At 61.9% G+C, this 14582-nt stretch carries 15 protein-coding genes; 6 read left to right on the forward strand and 9 right to left on the reverse strand.

Annotation, left to right across the window (positions count from 1 at the left end; all coding sequences use genetic code 11):
• Window positions 1-23 precede the first annotated feature (23 nt).
• Window positions 24-782 (reverse strand): TPM domain-containing protein, encoded by a 759-nt coding sequence (locus tag ND528_RS15725; protein WP_263470680.1) that lies wholly within the window; start codon window positions 780-782, stop codon window positions 24-26.
• Between the two features lie 13 nt (window positions 783-795).
• Window positions 796-1404, reverse strand: coding sequence for a LemA family protein (locus ND528_RS15730; protein WP_024011957.1), 609 nt, complete (start codon window positions 1402-1404; stop codon window positions 796-798).
• Window positions 1405-1662: 258 nt separating this feature from the next.
• Between ND528_RS15730 and bglX the strand changes: the two genes are divergently transcribed.
• Window positions 1663-3954 carry a beta-glucosidase BglX gene (bglX, locus tag ND528_RS15735; protein WP_263470681.1) on the forward strand — a complete coding sequence of 764 codons (2292 nt, stop codon included), beginning with the start codon at window positions 1663-1665 and terminating at the stop codon, window positions 3952-3954.
• A 140-nt stretch (window positions 3955-4094) separates the two neighbouring features.
• Here the strand turns inward: bglX and ND528_RS15740 are convergent, their stop codons facing one another.
• The 5 genes from ND528_RS15740 to ND528_RS15760 form a co-directional block, all read right to left on the reverse strand.
• Window positions 4095-5252 (reverse strand): phospholipase D-like domain-containing protein, encoded by a 1158-nt coding sequence (locus tag ND528_RS15740; protein WP_137215383.1) that lies wholly within the window; start codon window positions 5250-5252, stop codon window positions 4095-4097.
• A 1-nt stretch (window position 5253) separates the two neighbouring features.
• Complete coding sequence (locus tag ND528_RS15745; RefSeq protein ID WP_039762684.1) at window positions 5254-5844, reverse strand: YceI family protein; 591 nt, start codon at window positions 5842-5844, stop codon at window positions 5254-5256.
• A gap of 170 nt (window positions 5845-6014) precedes the next feature.
• Complete coding sequence (locus ND528_RS15750; RefSeq protein WP_263470682.1) at window positions 6015-6311, reverse strand: amidase; 297 nt, start codon at window positions 6309-6311, stop codon at window positions 6015-6017.
• Complete coding sequence (locus ND528_RS15755) at window positions 6308-7387, reverse strand: serine hydrolase domain-containing protein (RefSeq protein WP_263470683.1); 1080 nt, start codon at window positions 7385-7387, stop codon at window positions 6308-6310. The genes ND528_RS15750 and ND528_RS15755 overlap by 4 nt, the downstream gene beginning before the upstream one ends.
• 165 nt (window positions 7388-7552) lie before the next feature.
• Window positions 7553-8431 carry an acyl-CoA dehydrogenase family protein gene (locus tag ND528_RS15760; protein WP_263470684.1) on the reverse strand — a complete coding sequence of 293 codons (879 nt, stop codon included), beginning with the start codon at window positions 8429-8431 and terminating at the stop codon, window positions 7553-7555.
• 153 nt (window positions 8432-8584) lie between these two features.
• On the opposite strand from ND528_RS15760, the gene olsB reads away from it, so the two are divergent.
• Entirely contained in the window at window positions 8585-9340 is a 756-nt protein-coding gene (gene olsB / locus ND528_RS15765) for an L-ornithine N(alpha)-acyltransferase (protein WP_016771324.1), read from the forward strand.
• The gene (locus ND528_RS15770) at window positions 9340-10134 is read left to right on the forward strand and encodes a lysophospholipid acyltransferase family protein (protein WP_263470685.1); all 795 of its coding nucleotides are present in this window, start codon (window positions 9340-9342) and stop codon (window positions 10132-10134) included. The genes olsB and ND528_RS15770 overlap by 1 nt, the downstream gene beginning before the upstream one ends.
• 107 nt (window positions 10135-10241) lie before the next feature.
• Here ND528_RS15770 and ND528_RS15775 read toward each other — a convergent pair whose 3' ends face one another.
• Complete coding sequence (locus ND528_RS15775) at window positions 10242-10826, reverse strand: acyl carrier protein phosphodiesterase (protein ID WP_122505777.1); 585 nt, start codon at window positions 10824-10826, stop codon at window positions 10242-10244.
• Window positions 10827-10994: 168 nt separating this feature from the next.
• Between ND528_RS15775 and ND528_RS15780 the strand changes: the two genes are divergently transcribed.
• From ND528_RS15780 to ND528_RS15790, 3 genes are read left to right on the forward strand one after another with little or no spacing between them, the layout of a single operon-like run.
• On the forward strand, window positions 10995-11297 hold the full coding sequence (locus ND528_RS15780) for an ArsR/SmtB family transcription factor (RefSeq protein ID WP_016771327.1): 303 nt from the start codon (window positions 10995-10997) through the stop codon (window positions 11295-11297).
• Window positions 11298-11331: 34 nt separating this feature from the next.
• Window positions 11332-12498, forward strand: coding sequence for an MFS transporter (locus ND528_RS15785; protein WP_016771328.1), 1167 nt, complete (start codon window positions 11332-11334; stop codon window positions 12496-12498).
• Between the two features lie 33 nt (window positions 12499-12531).
• Complete coding sequence (locus ND528_RS15790) at window positions 12532-13581, forward strand: alkene reductase (protein ID WP_263470686.1); 1050 nt, start codon at window positions 12532-12534, stop codon at window positions 13579-13581.
• Window positions 13582-13792: 211 nt separating this feature from the next.
• Here the strand turns inward: ND528_RS15790 and emhR are convergent, their stop codons facing one another.
• The gene (gene emhR / locus ND528_RS15795) at window positions 13793-14425 is read right to left on the reverse strand and encodes an efflux system transcriptional repressor EmhR (RefSeq protein WP_024011948.1); all 633 of its coding nucleotides are present in this window, start codon (window positions 14423-14425) and stop codon (window positions 13793-13795) included.
• Between the last annotated feature and the right edge of the window lie 157 nt (window positions 14426-14582).

Below are 14582 nucleotides of genomic sequence, written 5' to 3' on the forward strand. Positions count from 1 at the left end.
GCCTGCTCATTATTCTTTTGATCTCACCAGCCGCCGGACGAACCGCCGCCGCCGAAACTGCCCCCGCCACCGCTGAAGCCGCCACCGCCACCGCCACCGCCGCCAAATCCGCCGCCTCCGCCAAAGCCGCCCCCTCCTCCGGAGCCACCCCGGCCGGCAGGCAGGATACCGAGCATCTGGCAGACAAACACCGTCAGGATGAACAACATCACCAGAAACATGAACAGCGCCGGGTGCCGCGAGATGAAATCATCCGCCGGGTCGCCGCTGGATTCGTATACGGTCGACGGTTCGTCCAGCGGATTGCCACCGAGCACCACCAGCATCGCCGCAACGCCGTCGCTGATGCCTTTGCTGAAATTGCCGGCCTTGAACGCCGGCGTGATGACCTGATGAATGATCACCGACGACTGCGCATCGGTCAGGCGATCCTCCAGGCCATAACCGACTTCGATGCGCAGTTTGCGCTCGTCACGGGCGACGATCAGCAAGGCGCCGTTGTTCTTGTCCTTCTGGCCGATGCCCCAGTGCCGACCGAGCTGAACGCCGAAATCCTCGATGGTGGTGCCCTGCAGATCCGGCAGCGTGACCACCACCAATTGCTCGCCGGTGGCCTGCTCGTGCGCCTGCAATTGCTGGCTCAGTTGCGCGCGAATCGATGGCTCGAGCATCTGCGCCTGATCGACCACGCGCCCGCTCAGCGGCGGAAACGTCAATTCGGCCCGGGCGCTGACGGCGAACAGCCACAGCATCAGCACCAGGCCCAGTTTCAACAAACGCATGGGCAACCTCGAGTCAGAATTTCACTTCCGGGGCCTTCTCCGCGCCGGGCGTGGTGGCTTCGAAGGTTTCGCGCATCGGCAGATCGCTGTACATCACGCTGTGCCACAGGCGACCGGGGAAAGTGCGGATCTCGGTGTTGTACTTCTGCACCGCCAGAATGAAATCGCGACGGGCCACGGCAATGCGGTTTTCCGTACCTTCGAGTTGCGATTGCAGGGCGAGGAAGTTCTGGTTGGCCTTCAGATCCGGGTAGCGCTCGGAGACCACCATCAAACGGCTCAACGCGCCGGTCAGTTGATCCTGTGCCTGCTGGAACTGCTTGAGCTTCTCGGGATTGTCGAGGGTGCTGGCATCGACCTGAATCGAGGTGGCCTTGGCTCGCGCTTCAATGACTGCGGTCAGGGTTTCCTGTTCGTGGGCCGCGTAGCCCTTCACGGTTTCCACCAGATTGGGGATCAGGTCGGCACGGCGCTGGTACTGGTTCTGCACCTGGCCCCAGGCGGCTTTGGCCTGTTCGTCGAGCGTCGGGATATTGTTGATGCCGCACGCGGTCAACAGCGTGGCGAACACCAGCAACGTGGCGATCTGTAGCCGTGAACGGGAGGTTGAGCTGATATTCATTGCAGTGATGCTCCATGACACATTTGATTTAAAAACCGAACGCTGGGCATTCCCGGCCAGCGGTTGGGGCATAATCGGCGCCGCCACTGGCATGCGACGGGCTAATCGGCTAAAAAGTGCCCTTCGCGTTCACGTTGCCGCTGTCGGCTGCGGTTTTCCGGCTCAGGATTTTGCGCCGGTATCCGAACAACAATAGTCGCTCCCTACATTTTGGCTGGCCGGTGTTGCATCACCGTTTGGGCTCTAGAGAAAAAATTCATGAAGAAGCTGTGTTTGCTGGGTCTGTTCGTCAGCCTGGCCAGTCATCAGGTACTGGCCGCCACGACCCCGGTACCTTTGGAGAACAAGGACGCTTTCATCAGCAACCTGATGAAACAAATGACCCTCGACGAGAAGATCGGCCAGTTGCGCCTGATCAGCATCGGCCCGGAAATGCCCCGCGAGCTGATCCGCAAGGAAATCGCCGGCGGCAATATCGGCGGCACGTTCAACTCGATCACCCGCGCGGAAAACCGTCCGATGCAGGACGCGGCCATGCGCAGTCGCCTGAAGATTCCGATGTTTTTCGCGTACGACGTGATCCACGGTCACCGTACGATTTTCCCGATTCCGCTGGCCCTCGCATCGAGCTGGGACATGGACGCCATCGGCCAGTCCGGTCGCGTTGCGGCTAAAGAAGCCGCTGCCGACAGCCTCGACATCACCTTCGCGCCGATGGTGGATATCTCCCGCGATCCGCGCTGGGGCCGCAGTTCCGAAGGTTTCGGCGAAGACACCTACCTGACCTCGCGCATCGCCAAAGTCATGGTCAAGGCCTATCAGGGCGAGACCCCGAGCGCCGCCGACAGCATCATGGCCAGCGTCAAGCACTTCGCCCTGTACGGCGCGGTCGAGGGCGGTCGCGACTACAACACCGTCGACATGAGCCCGGTGAAGATGTACCAGGATTACCTGCCACCGTACCGCGCCGCGATCGATGCCGGTGCTGGCGGTGTGATGGTGGCGTTGAACTCGATCAACGGCATCCCGGCCACGGCCAACACCTGGTTGATGAACGACCTGCTGCGCAAGGACTGGGGCTTCAAAGGCCTGGCAGTCAGCGATCACGGCGCGATTTTCGAACTGATCAAGCACGGTGTCGCTCGCGACGGTCGCGAAGCGGCGAAGCTGGCGATCAAGGCCGGCATCGACATGAGCATGAACGACACCCTCTACGGCAAAGAGCTGCCGGGGTTGCTCAAGTCCGGCGAGATCGAACAGAAAGACATCGATAACGCCGTGCGCGAAGTGCTCGCCGCCAAATACGACATGGGCCTGTTCAAGGACCCGTACCTGCGCATCGGCAAGGCCGAGGATGACCCGGCCGATACCTACGCCGAGAGCCGCCTGCACCGCGCCGAGGCCCGCGAAGTGGCACGTCGCAGTCTGGTGCTGCTGAAGAACCACAACGAAACCCTGCCGCTGAAGAAAGACGCGAAAATCGCGCTGGTCGGTCCATTGGCGAAAGCGCCGATCGACATGATGGGCAGCTGGGCCGCCGCCGGGCGCCCGGCGCAATCGGTCACTTTGTTCGATGGCATGAGTTCGGTAATCGGCGACAAGGCCAACCTGATCTACGCCCGTGGCGCCAACATCACGGGCGACAAGAAGGTCCTCGACTACCTGAACTTCCTCAACTTCGATGCCCCGGAAGTGGTCGATGACCCGCGCCCGGCCAACGTGCTGATCGACGAAGCGGTGAAAGCAGCGAAGGATGCTGACGTAATCGTCGCGGCAGTCGGCGAGTCCCGTGGCATGTCCCACGAATCCTCGAGCCGCACTGACCTGAACATCCCGGAAACCCAGCGCGAACTGATTCGCGCACTTAAAGCCACTGGCAAACCGCTGGTGCTGGTGTTGATGAACGGCCGCCCGCTGACGATTCTCGAAGAAAACCAGTCGGCCGATGCGATCCTGGAAACCTGGTTCAGCGGCACCGAGGGCGGCAACGCCATCGCCGACGTGCTGTTCGGCGACTACAACCCGTCGGGCAAACTGCCGGTGACCTTCCCGCGTTCCGTGGGCCAGATCCCGACCTACTACAACCACCTGAGCATCGGCCGGCCGTTCACGCCGGGCAAACCGGGCAACTACACCTCGCAGTATTTCGATGACACCACCGGCCCGCTGTTTCCGTTCGGTTATGGCCTGAGCTACACCACCTTCGCCCTGAGCGATATGGCGCTGTCATCGACCACCCTCAACGCCAGCGGCAAGCTCGACGCCAGCGTCATGGTCAAGAACACCGGCAAACGTGACGGCGAAACCGTGGTGCAGTTGTACATCCAGGACGTCACCGGTTCGATGATCCGGCCGGTGAAAGAACTGAAGAACTTCCAGAAGATCATGCTCAAGGCCGGCGAACAGAAAGTCGTGCACTTCACCATCACCGAGGACGACCTGAAGTTCTACAACGCCCAGCTCAAATACGCGGCCGAGCCCGGCAAGTTCAACGTGCAGATCGGCCTGGATTCGCAGGCGGTGACGCAGCAGAGCTTTGAACTGCTGTAACAGCAGCAACACTGCAAAACACTGTGGGAGCGAGCCTGCTCGCGAAAGCGATCATTCAGACAAAAAATTGCTGAATGACACACCGCTTTCGCGAGCAGGCTCGCTCCCACATTGGATTCAGGGTGTATTCAAAATCGTGGTTATCCGCGTCTATCGAGAATATTCACCACCAACCGATCCACCCAGCCCCACACCCGCTGCTTGACCCGCCGCCACAACGGTCGGCGCTGCCATTCCTCCAGGCTCACCAGCTGACTCAAGCCGAAGTCCTTCACGAAGCTCGACTCCACCGCTGCCGTCAACGCCGGGTCCAGTGCTTCCAGATTTGCCTCCAGATTGAAACGCAGATTCCAGTGATCGAAGTTGCACGAACCGATGCTTACCCATTCGTCGACCAGAACCATTTTCAGGTGCAGGAAACACGGCTGGTACTCGAAGATCTGCACCCCGGCCTTGAGCAGGCGCGGGTAATAGCGATGCCCGGCGTAGCGCACTGACGGGTGATCGGTGCGCGGCCCGGTCAGCAACAGCCGCACATCGACCCCGCGTGCAGCGGCTTTGCGCAGCGAGCGACGGATTTTCCAGGTAGGCAGAAAGTACGGCGTGGCCATCCAGATGCGTTTTTGCCCGCTGTTCAGCGCGCGAAACAGCGATTGCAGAATGTCGCGGTGCTGGCGGGCGTCGGCATACGCCACACGGCCCATGCCCTCGCCCTTGTCCGGCACGCGCGGCAAACGTGGCAGACCAAAATGCGCGGCCGGGCGCCAGGCGCGGCGGTAACGGTTGGCGATCCACTGGCGATCAAAAAGCAATTGCCAGTCGATCACCAACGGGCCGCTGATCTCGACCATCACCTCGTGCCACTCGCTGACATCATGGCCCGGCGTCCAGAATTCATCGGTCACGCCGGTGCCGCCGACCACTGCCAGGCATTGGTCGACCAGTAGCAATTTGCGGTGGTCACGATAGAAGTTGCCGACCCAGCGCCGCCAGCTCAGGCGATTGTAGAAACGCAGCTCGACTCCGGCCTGAGTCAGGCGCTGGCGCAGATGCAGCGTGAACGCGAGGCTGCCGTAATCATCGAACAGGCAACGCACGCGCACGCCGCGCTCGGCCGCCGCGACCAGCGCCTGGACGATGGCTTCGGCGCAGGCGCCGGCCTCGACCAGATAGAGCTCCAGTTCGATCTGCTCTGTAGCTCCAGCGATATGCTCAAGCATGCGCGGAAAGAACTGCGGGCCGTCGATCAACAGTTCGAAACGGTTGCCGTCACGCCAGGGGAACACCGCACCGCGCATGTCAGCGCGCCGTGAAGATCAGCACCGCACCCACCGGCACCGACAGACTGATCGCCGACAGATCGGCGAGTTTGCGCAGGTTTTCCAGGCCCGGCGCCAGATCGAAATCCTCGGCGTTGATCACCAGCGGCTCCAGTGTCACCACCTGAAAGCGCCGGTCATCCAGACGCGTGGCGAGCAACTCGGCCGGGTATTCGTGCTGCTTGCCGTGCAGGCTGACGGTCAGCGGCAGGCGCAATTCCAACTGCGCGCCGGGGGCCAGATCGTTAATCGGGCGCAGATCGATCTGGGTGGTGATGGTCGCTGCCGGAAATTGCTCGATCTGGAACAGCTCCTTGCGCATGCGCTCATCGCGCAGGGGAATGCCGCTGTTGATCGATTCGAGCTCGACTTCGACCTCGGCGCGACCGTTGGGGTCGACCTTGCCGTGCAGCACCAGAAAACGCTGCACTTCCGACACGCTGGCATTTTTGGTGCTGACGAACGACAGCCGCGACGACTCGCCGTCCAGGTACCAATTGGCCTGGGCCGGCAGCGCAGCGGCGGTCAACAGCAGACTGGCGAAGGTTGTATAGAGGGAGCGGTTGAACATTGAACACTCGTGGGGGCGATAAACCTGCACGAACCTTAACCGCCCGCCAAGTTATTGCAAGCCCTGTGGGAGCGAGCCTGCTCGCGAATGCAATGCTCGCCGCACAGCATGTATTGCGGCTTGCGACGATTTCGCGAGCAGGCTCGCTCCCACAGGGGAGACCAGATAATTCAAGGCTGTAAGCGACAGCCCTGGCGTTCGCTCAGCCACTGCGCGCTGTTGCTGCGGCCCATGCCGCTGACGGTGATGGTTTTGCTCGAAGCGTCATCGGTAAAACCGCTGGTTGGCAGCCATTGCTTCACATAACCACGGCAATACCCAGCGTCGTTGTTCATCACATAACGACACGAGCAATATTCCTTGGCGGTGTAGGCGCTGATGATGTCCGGGAAAGCCCAGAGGTTTTCCCGTTCATACCAACCCCAACCGAGCAGCACGACCAACAGCAACAATAGAAACCGCCTCATGGCCGCACCGCCTGCAACACGCGTTTGAGCAATTCATTGTGCTGGTAGCGGCCATCACGATCATCGGCGTAACGCACGATCACCAGTTTCTCGCTGGGCATCACGTACAGCGCCTGGCCCCAGTGGCCGAGGGCGGCGAAGGTGTCGGGCGGTGCGTCGGGCCACGGCGACGTTGCACCATCGACAGGACGATTGAGCCACCAATGGCCGCCGGGCATGGCTTCGTCCTGATGCGCCTTATAACCGGCAAAGGGCTTGAGATTGAATGTCACCCAATCCTCGGGCAACAATTGCCGATCATTCCAGCGCCCACCGCGCGCCATCAGCAGACCGACCCGCGCCAGATCTCGCGCGGTGAGATAGGCGTACGACGAGGCGACAAACGTGCCGCTGGCATCGCTTTCCCACACGGCATGGCGAATGCCCAACGGCTCAAACAATGCTGTCCACGGATAATCGGCGTAACGCTCTGGGCCGACCATGGTTTTCAGGGCGGCGGCGAGCAGATTGCTGTCACCGCTGGAATAGCGGAATGCCTGACCCGCTGCGGCGTAACTGTCGTGTGCGGCGGTGAATGCGGCCATGTCGCGATGGCCGCGGGTGTAGAGCATCGCCACCACCGAGGATTTCAGCGGGGCGTATTCGTAGTCCTCCTGCCAATCGAGACCGGAAGCCCAGTTCAGCAGATGGCCGAGGGTGATCGCCGGGTGTTTTTCCAGCGCCGGGTAGAACTTCAGCGCCGGATCGTCGAGCTTGAACCGGCCTTCGCCGTAGGCCACGCCAAGTACCGTGGCCAGCAGACTTTTGCTGATCGACCAGGTCAGGTGCGGGGTCTGTTCGGTGGTCGGACCGGCGTAGCGTTCGTAGATGATCTGGCCGTCGTGGATGATCAGCAAGGCGTCGGTGCGGATGCCGTCGCGGGTGGCGTCGTTGCGGGGTGCGAAGGCGTAGCTTCCCAGCGCTTCGACAGCCGGGCCGCTGATTGGCGAGCCGATCGGCCACTGCTCGCCGGGCCATTGTTCGGCGCGGACGGTGAGGCTGATCAGCAGCAGGAACAGCGACAGGCCTTTGAACATGGTGGGGGCTCTGGGAATGAACCTGTCGAGACTAGTCGGGGTTTATGACAGATGTGTGGTGTTCTTGAGGCCGCCTTCGCGAGCAGGCTCGCTCCCACAGTTTGATCGCATTTCAATTGAAGAATACCGTCCCTGTGGGAGCGAGCCTGCTCGCGAAGGGACCGCTCAGGTCACCGCCAAAGCCTTGGCCAACCGCTTGGCCCTCGCCCCCGCCGCCAACTGCATCACGCCCTTGTCCCGCTGCCACATCTGCGCCCACTCCGCCGGGCCATTGCCCAGCGCCTCATCTACCTCCCCCGCCAGCGCTTCAAACTGCGCAAACAACCCGCCCAGCACTACATGCCCGGCCGGACTGTTCGGCGCTTGCCGGCTGGCCTCGGCGCACCCGGCCAGAAGCGCCAGCAAACGCAATTGCAGGGCCTGCGGCCAGTCGCTGTCCTGGCCGACGCCATACAACCACGCGGTCATGGCGCTGAGCACGTAGACATCTTCAAGACTGCGAAACGGTTTGACGTAGGCGTCCCAGCCATCGCCGGCGAGCAGTTCGCACAGGGCGCCGTCCAGATGCAGGCGGCCGTGGCTGATGTCCGGCATCAACGGTAACGCCGGCAGTTTTTCCACCTTCACGCCGGGCTCGCCGGGATACACCACCGCCAGACTCAGGCGCGGTGTTTCGCCCGGCTCCTCACTGCGCGCAGCCACCAATAACCAGTCGGCGGTGTCGCCGGCGGTGACGAAATCCTTGCGCCCGCTCAAGCGCAAATCTTTCAGCCGCGTTTGCATGTCGGCCGGACGCAGGCTGCGTTGTTCGGTCGCGCACAAGGCGCCGAGGCTCAGCGGCGCGCTCGGCCACAACATGCGCAGCGCCGCCTGATAACCGACCAGAAACGCCAGCCCCGGCGTCGCCATTCGCCGCCCGCCGGCCACCGCCAATTCAAACGGCGTGACGTTGCCCAGCGCCTGCAACAACGTTGCAAAGCCCTCGGCCAGATCAGCAGCGGCGGGCAAGCGTTCACGGCGGTGCAACAGATCTGTCCAGGGCATGGGCGCCTCCTTGTGGGCTGTCATATAAGCATCACCGAACGTTCATGGCGATGACACCGGGGCTACATAGCCTGACTTTGCACAACACGGCTGCATAAAGAAAGTCGATCGGCTGCAACCCACGACGGGTTAAAGGCCCGTACGGAGATTCACATGACGCAAATCGCCCGCATCAGCGACACCGGCAATGAACGCCGCCTGCAAGCCGAACGCCTGATCGGCGCCGAAGCCTTGCAGCAAGCCCAGGCCCTGCGCTTCGCCGTCTTCAGTGGCGAGTTCAACGCCAAACTCAAAGGCGCCGAACTGGGTCTGGACATGGATGATTATGATGTTCACTGCAGCCACATCGGCGTGCGTGATCTGAACACCGGGCGCCTGGTCGCCACCACGCGTCTGCTCGATCACACCGCCGCCAGCAGCCTCGGCAAGTTCTACAGCGAAGAAGAATTCAGCCTGCACGGCCTCGCCCACCTGCAAGGCCCGATTCTGGAAATCGGCCGCACCTGCGTCGATCCGGCGTACCGCAACGGCGGCACCATCGCCGTGCTCTGGGGCGAATTGGCCGAAGTGCTCAATCAGGGCGGCTACAGCTACCTGATGGGGTGCGCGAGTATTCCGATGCAGGACGGCGGCATTCAGGCCCACGCGATCATGCAGCGTCTGCGCGAGCGTTACCTGTGCACCGAACACCTGCGCGCCGAGCCGAAAAATCCGCTGCCGACGCTGGATATCCCGTCCAACGTCATCGCCGAAATGCCGCCGCTGCTCAAGGCCTACATGCGCCTCGGTGCGAAGATCTGCGGCGAGCCGTGCTGGGACGAAGACTTCCAGGTCGCCGACGTGTTCATCCTGCTCAAGCGCGACGAACTCTGCCCGCGCTACGCCAAGCACTTCAAGGCGGCGGTGTGATGAGCCGGTTGCGGGTGTACGCGCGAATCGCGCGAGTGCTGCTGGTGGTGACGCTGGGCCTGACCATGGCCAGCGTCTTCGGCGTGTTCGAACGCATCGGTCTGGCCCACTCGATGGAGCGGCGCCAGCGCTGGTCGCGCTTCTTCATGGCGCGGCTGAGCAATGCCCTGCCGTTTCGCGTGAGCGTCCAGGGCGAGCTGCCAAAACAGCCAATGCTGTGGGTCAGCAATCACGTGTCGTGGACCGACATTCCGCTGCTGGGCATGCTCACGCCGCTGTCGTTTCTGTCCAAGGCCGAAGTGCGCACCTGGCCGGTGGCCGGCTGGCTCGCAGCCAAGGCCGGCAGCCTGTTCATCCGCCGTGGGTCGGGCGACAGCCAGTTGATCCGCAAGCAGATGACCCGTCATCTGCAAACCGAACATGCGCTGCTGATGTTCCCCGAAGGCACCACCACCGATGGCCGTTCGCTGCGCACCTTTCATGGTCGCCTGCTATCGGCGGCGATCGATTCCGAAGTGATGCTGCAACCGGTGGCGATCCGTTATCTGCGTGACGGCGAAATCGACACGCTCGCACCGTTCATTGGTGACGATGACCTGCTCTCGCACCTGATGCGCCTGTTCAGCCATGACTGCGGCGACGTCGAAGTGCATCTGCTCAAGCCGATTGCCTGTCAGGGCCGCGAGCGCGCGGCGCTGGCGTTCGAAGCGCAGCAGGCGGTGCAGAAGGTGTTGTTTGGCGAGGTCGCAAAACCTGCCGAACCGCGTCGCACAGGCAACCTGATAGCCGCCTGAACCAATACAAATCCTCTGTGGGAGCGAGCCTGCTCGCGAAGGCGGCGTGCCATTCAGCATCTATATTGGCTGAGACACCGCCTTCGCGAGCAGGCTCGCTCCCACATTCAGATCTTCAGTGGATCAGAGTTTTGCGCAAAATCCTGCAATTGCGGATAAAACAGGCTGAAATCTTCACTCAGCGGCTCATACAACCGCCGCAACTCCGCCATGGCCCCGGCCAATTCCTCCGGCCTGGTCAGGCGCCGCGAGATCCCGCGCAGCACCTGCTCCAGCACCTCGAATTCGCGATACGAGCCCAGCCAGTCGTTGGCGACCATGTGCGGGGCGATCTTCGCCAGCCGTTCCGGCAACTGTCGTTCGCGGGACAGCACGTGATAGACGTCTGCGGTGAACTGCTCCAGCGGTCGGTCGGCATACAGCGTCCAGTCCCGCGCCAGGCAATGATCGAAAAACACATCAAGGACTATCCCCGCATAGCGCCGCCGCGTCTCGGTAAAGCGCCCCAAAGCAATGTCGACCAGTGGATGGCGATCGGTGAAGACGTCGATGCGCCGATGCAGCGCAATCGCCGCCTCCACTTCCGGGTCGAACTGGCCTTGCAGCCGACCTTTGACGAAGTCGCCATACAGGCTGCCGAGTAACTGACCGGGGCGCTGGCCGCCGAGATGCAAATGCGCGAGATAGTTCATGGGCGCAGCTTAGCACTGCGTTCGGTCATCCGGCACGCTCATATCGTTATAACCCGATATAGCGATTTACAAGATCCTCAGACCATTTTCATATTGGTATATCGCGATCCAACGATTTAAAGTTCGCTCCATCGCGATATATCGCCACTGCCAACACGAGCCCAAGCCATGAACCTCGACCTCGACGAAATAATAAAAGCCCTGGCGCACCCAGTACGGCGAGACATCCTCAACTGGCTGAAGGACCCGAAAGGCGAATTCCCCGAGCAGTTGCACAACCACGAGTACGGCATCTGTGCCGGGCAGATAGATCAGCGTTGCGGCCTGTCGCAATCGACCGTTTCCGCGCATCTGGCGACCCTGCAACGGGCCGGGCTGATCAGCAGCCAGAAGGCCGGGCAGTGGCATTTTTTCAAACGTAACGAGGACGTCATCCAGGCGTTTCTCAGCACCCTCAGTAAAGAGCTCTGACCCTTAACGTCAGCCAGCCGACAAGGAAACCTGCATGCCCCTTTCGCTTCTCATCCTCGCCCTGAGCGCTTTCGCCATCGGCACCACCGAGTTCGTCATCATGGGCCTGCTGCCCGACGTGGCGGCGGACCTCGGCGTGTCGATTCCCGGCGCCGGCTGGCTGGTCACCGGTTACGCCCTGGGCGTGGCCATCGGTGCACCGTTCATGGCGCTGGCCACCGCGAAGCTGCCGCGCAAGGCCGCGCTGGTGGCGTTGATGGGCATCTTTATTGTCGGCAACCTGCTCTGCGCCATCGCCAGCGACTACAACGTGCTGATGTTTGCCCGGGTGGTCACGGCGCTGTGTCACGGTGCGTTCTTCGGCATTGGCTCGGTGGTGGCGGCCAATCTGGTCGCGCCAAACAAACGTGCCTCGGCGGTGGCGTTGATGTTCACCGGTCTGACCCTGGCCAACGTGCTCGGCGTACCGCTGGGCACCGCATTGGGTCAGGAAGCCGGCTGGCGTTCAACCTTCTGGGCGGTGACCGTCATCGGTGTGATCGCGCTGATCGGCCTGATCCGCTTCCTGCCGGCCAAGCGTGACGAAGAAAAACTCGACATGCGCGCCGAACTCGCTGCCCTCAAAGGTGCCGGCATCTGGCTGTCGCTGAGCATGACCGCGTTGTTCGCCGCTTCGGTGTTCACCCTGTTCACCTACGTCGCCCCACTGCTCGGTGAAGTCACTGGCGTGTCGCCGCGTGGCGTGACCTGGACACTGATGCTCATCGGCCTCGGTCTGACGGTCGGCAACATCATCGGCGGCAAACTCGCCGACAAAGGCATGGCCGCCACGCTGATCGGCGTGTTCATCGCCATGGCCGTGGTTTCCACGGTGCTGAGCTGGACCAGCGTTGCGCTGATCCCGACTGAAATCACCCTGTTCCTCTGGGCCACAGCGTGTTTCGCCGCTGTGCCGGCGCTGCAAGTCAACGTGGTGACCTTCGGCAAGGCTGCGCCGAACCTGGTTTCGACCCTGAACATCGGCGCCTTCAACGTTGGCAACGCCCTCGGCGCCTGGGTCGGTGGCAGCGTCATCGCCCACGGCTACGGCCTGACCAGCGTGCCACTGGCCGCTGCGGCGCTGGCCGTGCTTGCCCTGCTGGTGACCCTGATTACCTTCCGCCAGAACGGCAATGCCGAGCTGGCGCCTGCTTCCAACTGATCAACTTCCTTAATTAAAGCGAGGCTTTTAGACATGGCGACTATTTTCGACCCGATCAAACTCGGCGACATCGAGCTGAACAACCGCATCATCATGGCCCCGCTGACCCGCTGCCGCGCCGACGAAGGTCGTGTGCCGAACGCGCTGATGGCCGAATACTACGTACAACGCGCCTCGGCCGGCCTGATCCTCAGTGAAGCCACTTCGGTAACGCCGATGGGCGTCGGCTACCCGGACACCCCGGGCATCTGGTCCAACGATCAAGTGCGTGGCTGGGCCAACGTGACCAAGGCGATTCACGGCGCCGGCGGCAAGATCTTCCTGCAACTGTGGCACGTTGGCCGCATTTCTCACCCTTCGTACCTGAACGGTGAAGCGCCGGTCGCGCCAAGCGCCATCCAGCCCAAGGGTCACGTCAGCCTGGTGCGCCCACTGGCCGACTATCCAACGCCGCGCGCTCTGGAAACCGCTGAAATCGCCGACATCGTCGACGCCTACCGCACCGGCGCCGAGAACGCCAAGGCCGCCGGTTTCGACGGCGTGGAAATCCACGGCGCCAACGGTTACCTGCTCGACCAGTTCCTGCAAAGCAGCACCAACCAGCGCACCGACCAGTACGGCGGCTCGCTGGAAAACCGTGCGCGCCTGCTGCTGGAAGTGACCGACGCCGCGATCGAAGTCTGGGGCGCGGGCCGCGTTGGTGTGCACCTGGCACCGCGTGCAGATTCCCACGACATGGGCGATGACAACCTTGCCGAGACCTTCACCTACGTCGCCCGTGAACTGGGCAAGCGTGGCATCGCGTTCATCTGCTCGCGCGAAAAAGAAGGCGCCGACAGCCTCGGCCCGCAACTGAAAGAAGCGTTCGGTGGTCCGTACATTGCCAACGAGAAGTTCACCAAGCAAAGCGCCAACGAGTGGTTGGCCAGCGGTAAGGCAGACGCCGTAGCGTTCGGCGTGCCGTTCATTGCCAACCCGGACCTGCCGGCACGTTTGCAGGCCGATGCGCCGTTGAACGAGCCGCATCCGGAGACTTTCTACGGCAAGGGTCCGGTCGGTTATATCGACTATCCGACCTTGTAATCACGCTGTAGCGCAGAAATGAAAAAGCCCCTGACTTGTGAGAGTCAGGGGCTTTTTGCTGTTGGCGCAGGGTAAGAGCCAGCGAACACCGTTTCACAACAGCGACACAATTTCCCTACAAAATCCACGGCTGGCTACGTTTAAACTCCCCACCGCAATAATCGGCCATAGCGGCTGATTGACATCCTGCCGGGCAATTGCGCATTTTGTTTCATTTGCGCAGGCTTGGGCTCAGGCGCAGCATGTCCAGCCCGGTGTCGACCCAGCGTTCAGCCTCGGCGTGCAGTTCGAAGCTGTCCGGGGCCAGCAGCCAGCCGTACAGTAGGCCGTCGATGTAGGCATGAATGCTGATGGCCGCGCGGGCAGTGTCGAGGTCTTCCGGCAACTGGCCGCGATTCACCGCGTTACGCAGGGTCAGGCCGATGCGCACGTTGCAATCGAGACTGGCCGTCCGGCGCTGCTGGCGCAGATCGCACATTTCATCGGTGAACTCGCACTTATGAAACAGAATTTCGTTGATGCGCCGGGTTTTCGGGTCCAGTGCAACTTGATGAAACAAATGAATCAGCAACTGCCGCATGCAGCCCAGCGGGTCCGGTTCGTCCTCGCTTTCGCTGGCCTTGGCCAGTTCATCCAGCGGTTCGTGCAGGCTGTCGAGCATGGCCTGGACCAGGTCGGCCTTGTTGCTGAAATGCCAGTAGATGGCGCCACGCGTCACGCCGGCGAGGGTCGCGATGTCCGCCAGGGTGGTGCGGGCAACCCCCCTTTCATAAAAGGCTTTCTCGGCCGCTTCCAGGATCTGGCTGCGGGTTTCCTGAGCTTCCTCTTTGGTACGACGGACCATGGCAGTAAAACCTCAAACAGGATGTTTCAGGGATGGCTGAATATCCGCTGAATAAAGAGGGGGCGATCTCTCGTGAATCGACTCCCCGGCCTACAATTTCAAACCTTGCGACGACTTTTGTATCAGGGTGGGTACGCGGCGCAGGTGTTTACAAACA

The sequence above is a fragment of the Pseudomonas mercuritolerans genome (genome assembly GCF_025706525.1).
Lineage (GTDB): Bacteria > Pseudomonadota > Gammaproteobacteria > Pseudomonadales > Pseudomonadaceae > Aquipseudomonas > Aquipseudomonas mercuritolerans.

Coding starts and splice junctions, on each gene's coding strand:
- ND528_RS15725 (WP_263470680.1), bottom strand. CDS start 782: ATGCGTTTGTTGAAACTGGGCCTGGTGCTGATGCTGTGGCTGTTCGCC.
- ND528_RS15730 (WP_024011957.1), bottom strand. CDS start 1,404: ATGAATATCAGCTCAACCTCCCGTTCACGGCTACAGATCGCCACGTTG.
- bglX (WP_263470681.1), top strand. CDS start 1,663: ATGAAGAAGCTGTGTTTGCTGGGTCTGTTCGTCAGCCTGGCCAGTCAT.
- ND528_RS15740 (WP_137215383.1), bottom strand. CDS start 5,252: ATGCGCGGTGCGGTGTTCCCCTGGCGTGACGGCAACCGTTTCGAACTG.
- ND528_RS15745 (WP_039762684.1), bottom strand. CDS start 5,844: ATGTTCAACCGCTCCCTCTATACAACCTTCGCCAGTCTGCTGTTGACC.
- ND528_RS15750 (WP_263470682.1), bottom strand. CDS start 6,311: ATGAGGCGGTTTCTATTGTTGCTGTTGGTCGTGCTGCTCGGTTGGGGT.
- ND528_RS15755 (WP_263470683.1), bottom strand. CDS start 7,387: ATGTTCAAAGGCCTGTCGCTGTTCCTGCTGCTGATCAGCCTCACCGTC.
- ND528_RS15760 (WP_263470684.1), bottom strand. CDS start 8,431: ATGCCCTGGACAGATCTGTTGCACCGCCGTGAACGCTTGCCCGCCGCT.
- olsB (WP_016771324.1), top strand. CDS start 8,585: ATGACGCAAATCGCCCGCATCAGCGACACCGGCAATGAACGCCGCCTG.
- ND528_RS15770 (WP_263470685.1), top strand. CDS start 9,340: ATGAGCCGGTTGCGGGTGTACGCGCGAATCGCGCGAGTGCTGCTGGTG.
- ND528_RS15775 (WP_122505777.1), bottom strand. CDS start 10,826: ATGAACTATCTCGCGCATTTGCATCTCGGCGGCCAGCGCCCCGGTCAG.
- ND528_RS15780 (WP_016771327.1), top strand. CDS start 10,995: ATGAACCTCGACCTCGACGAAATAATAAAAGCCCTGGCGCACCCAGTA.
- ND528_RS15785 (WP_016771328.1), top strand. CDS start 11,332: ATGCCCCTTTCGCTTCTCATCCTCGCCCTGAGCGCTTTCGCCATCGGC.
- ND528_RS15790 (WP_263470686.1), top strand. CDS start 12,532: ATGGCGACTATTTTCGACCCGATCAAACTCGGCGACATCGAGCTGAAC.
- emhR (WP_024011948.1), bottom strand. CDS start 14,425: ATGGTCCGTCGTACCAAAGAGGAAGCTCAGGAAACCCGCAGCCAGATC.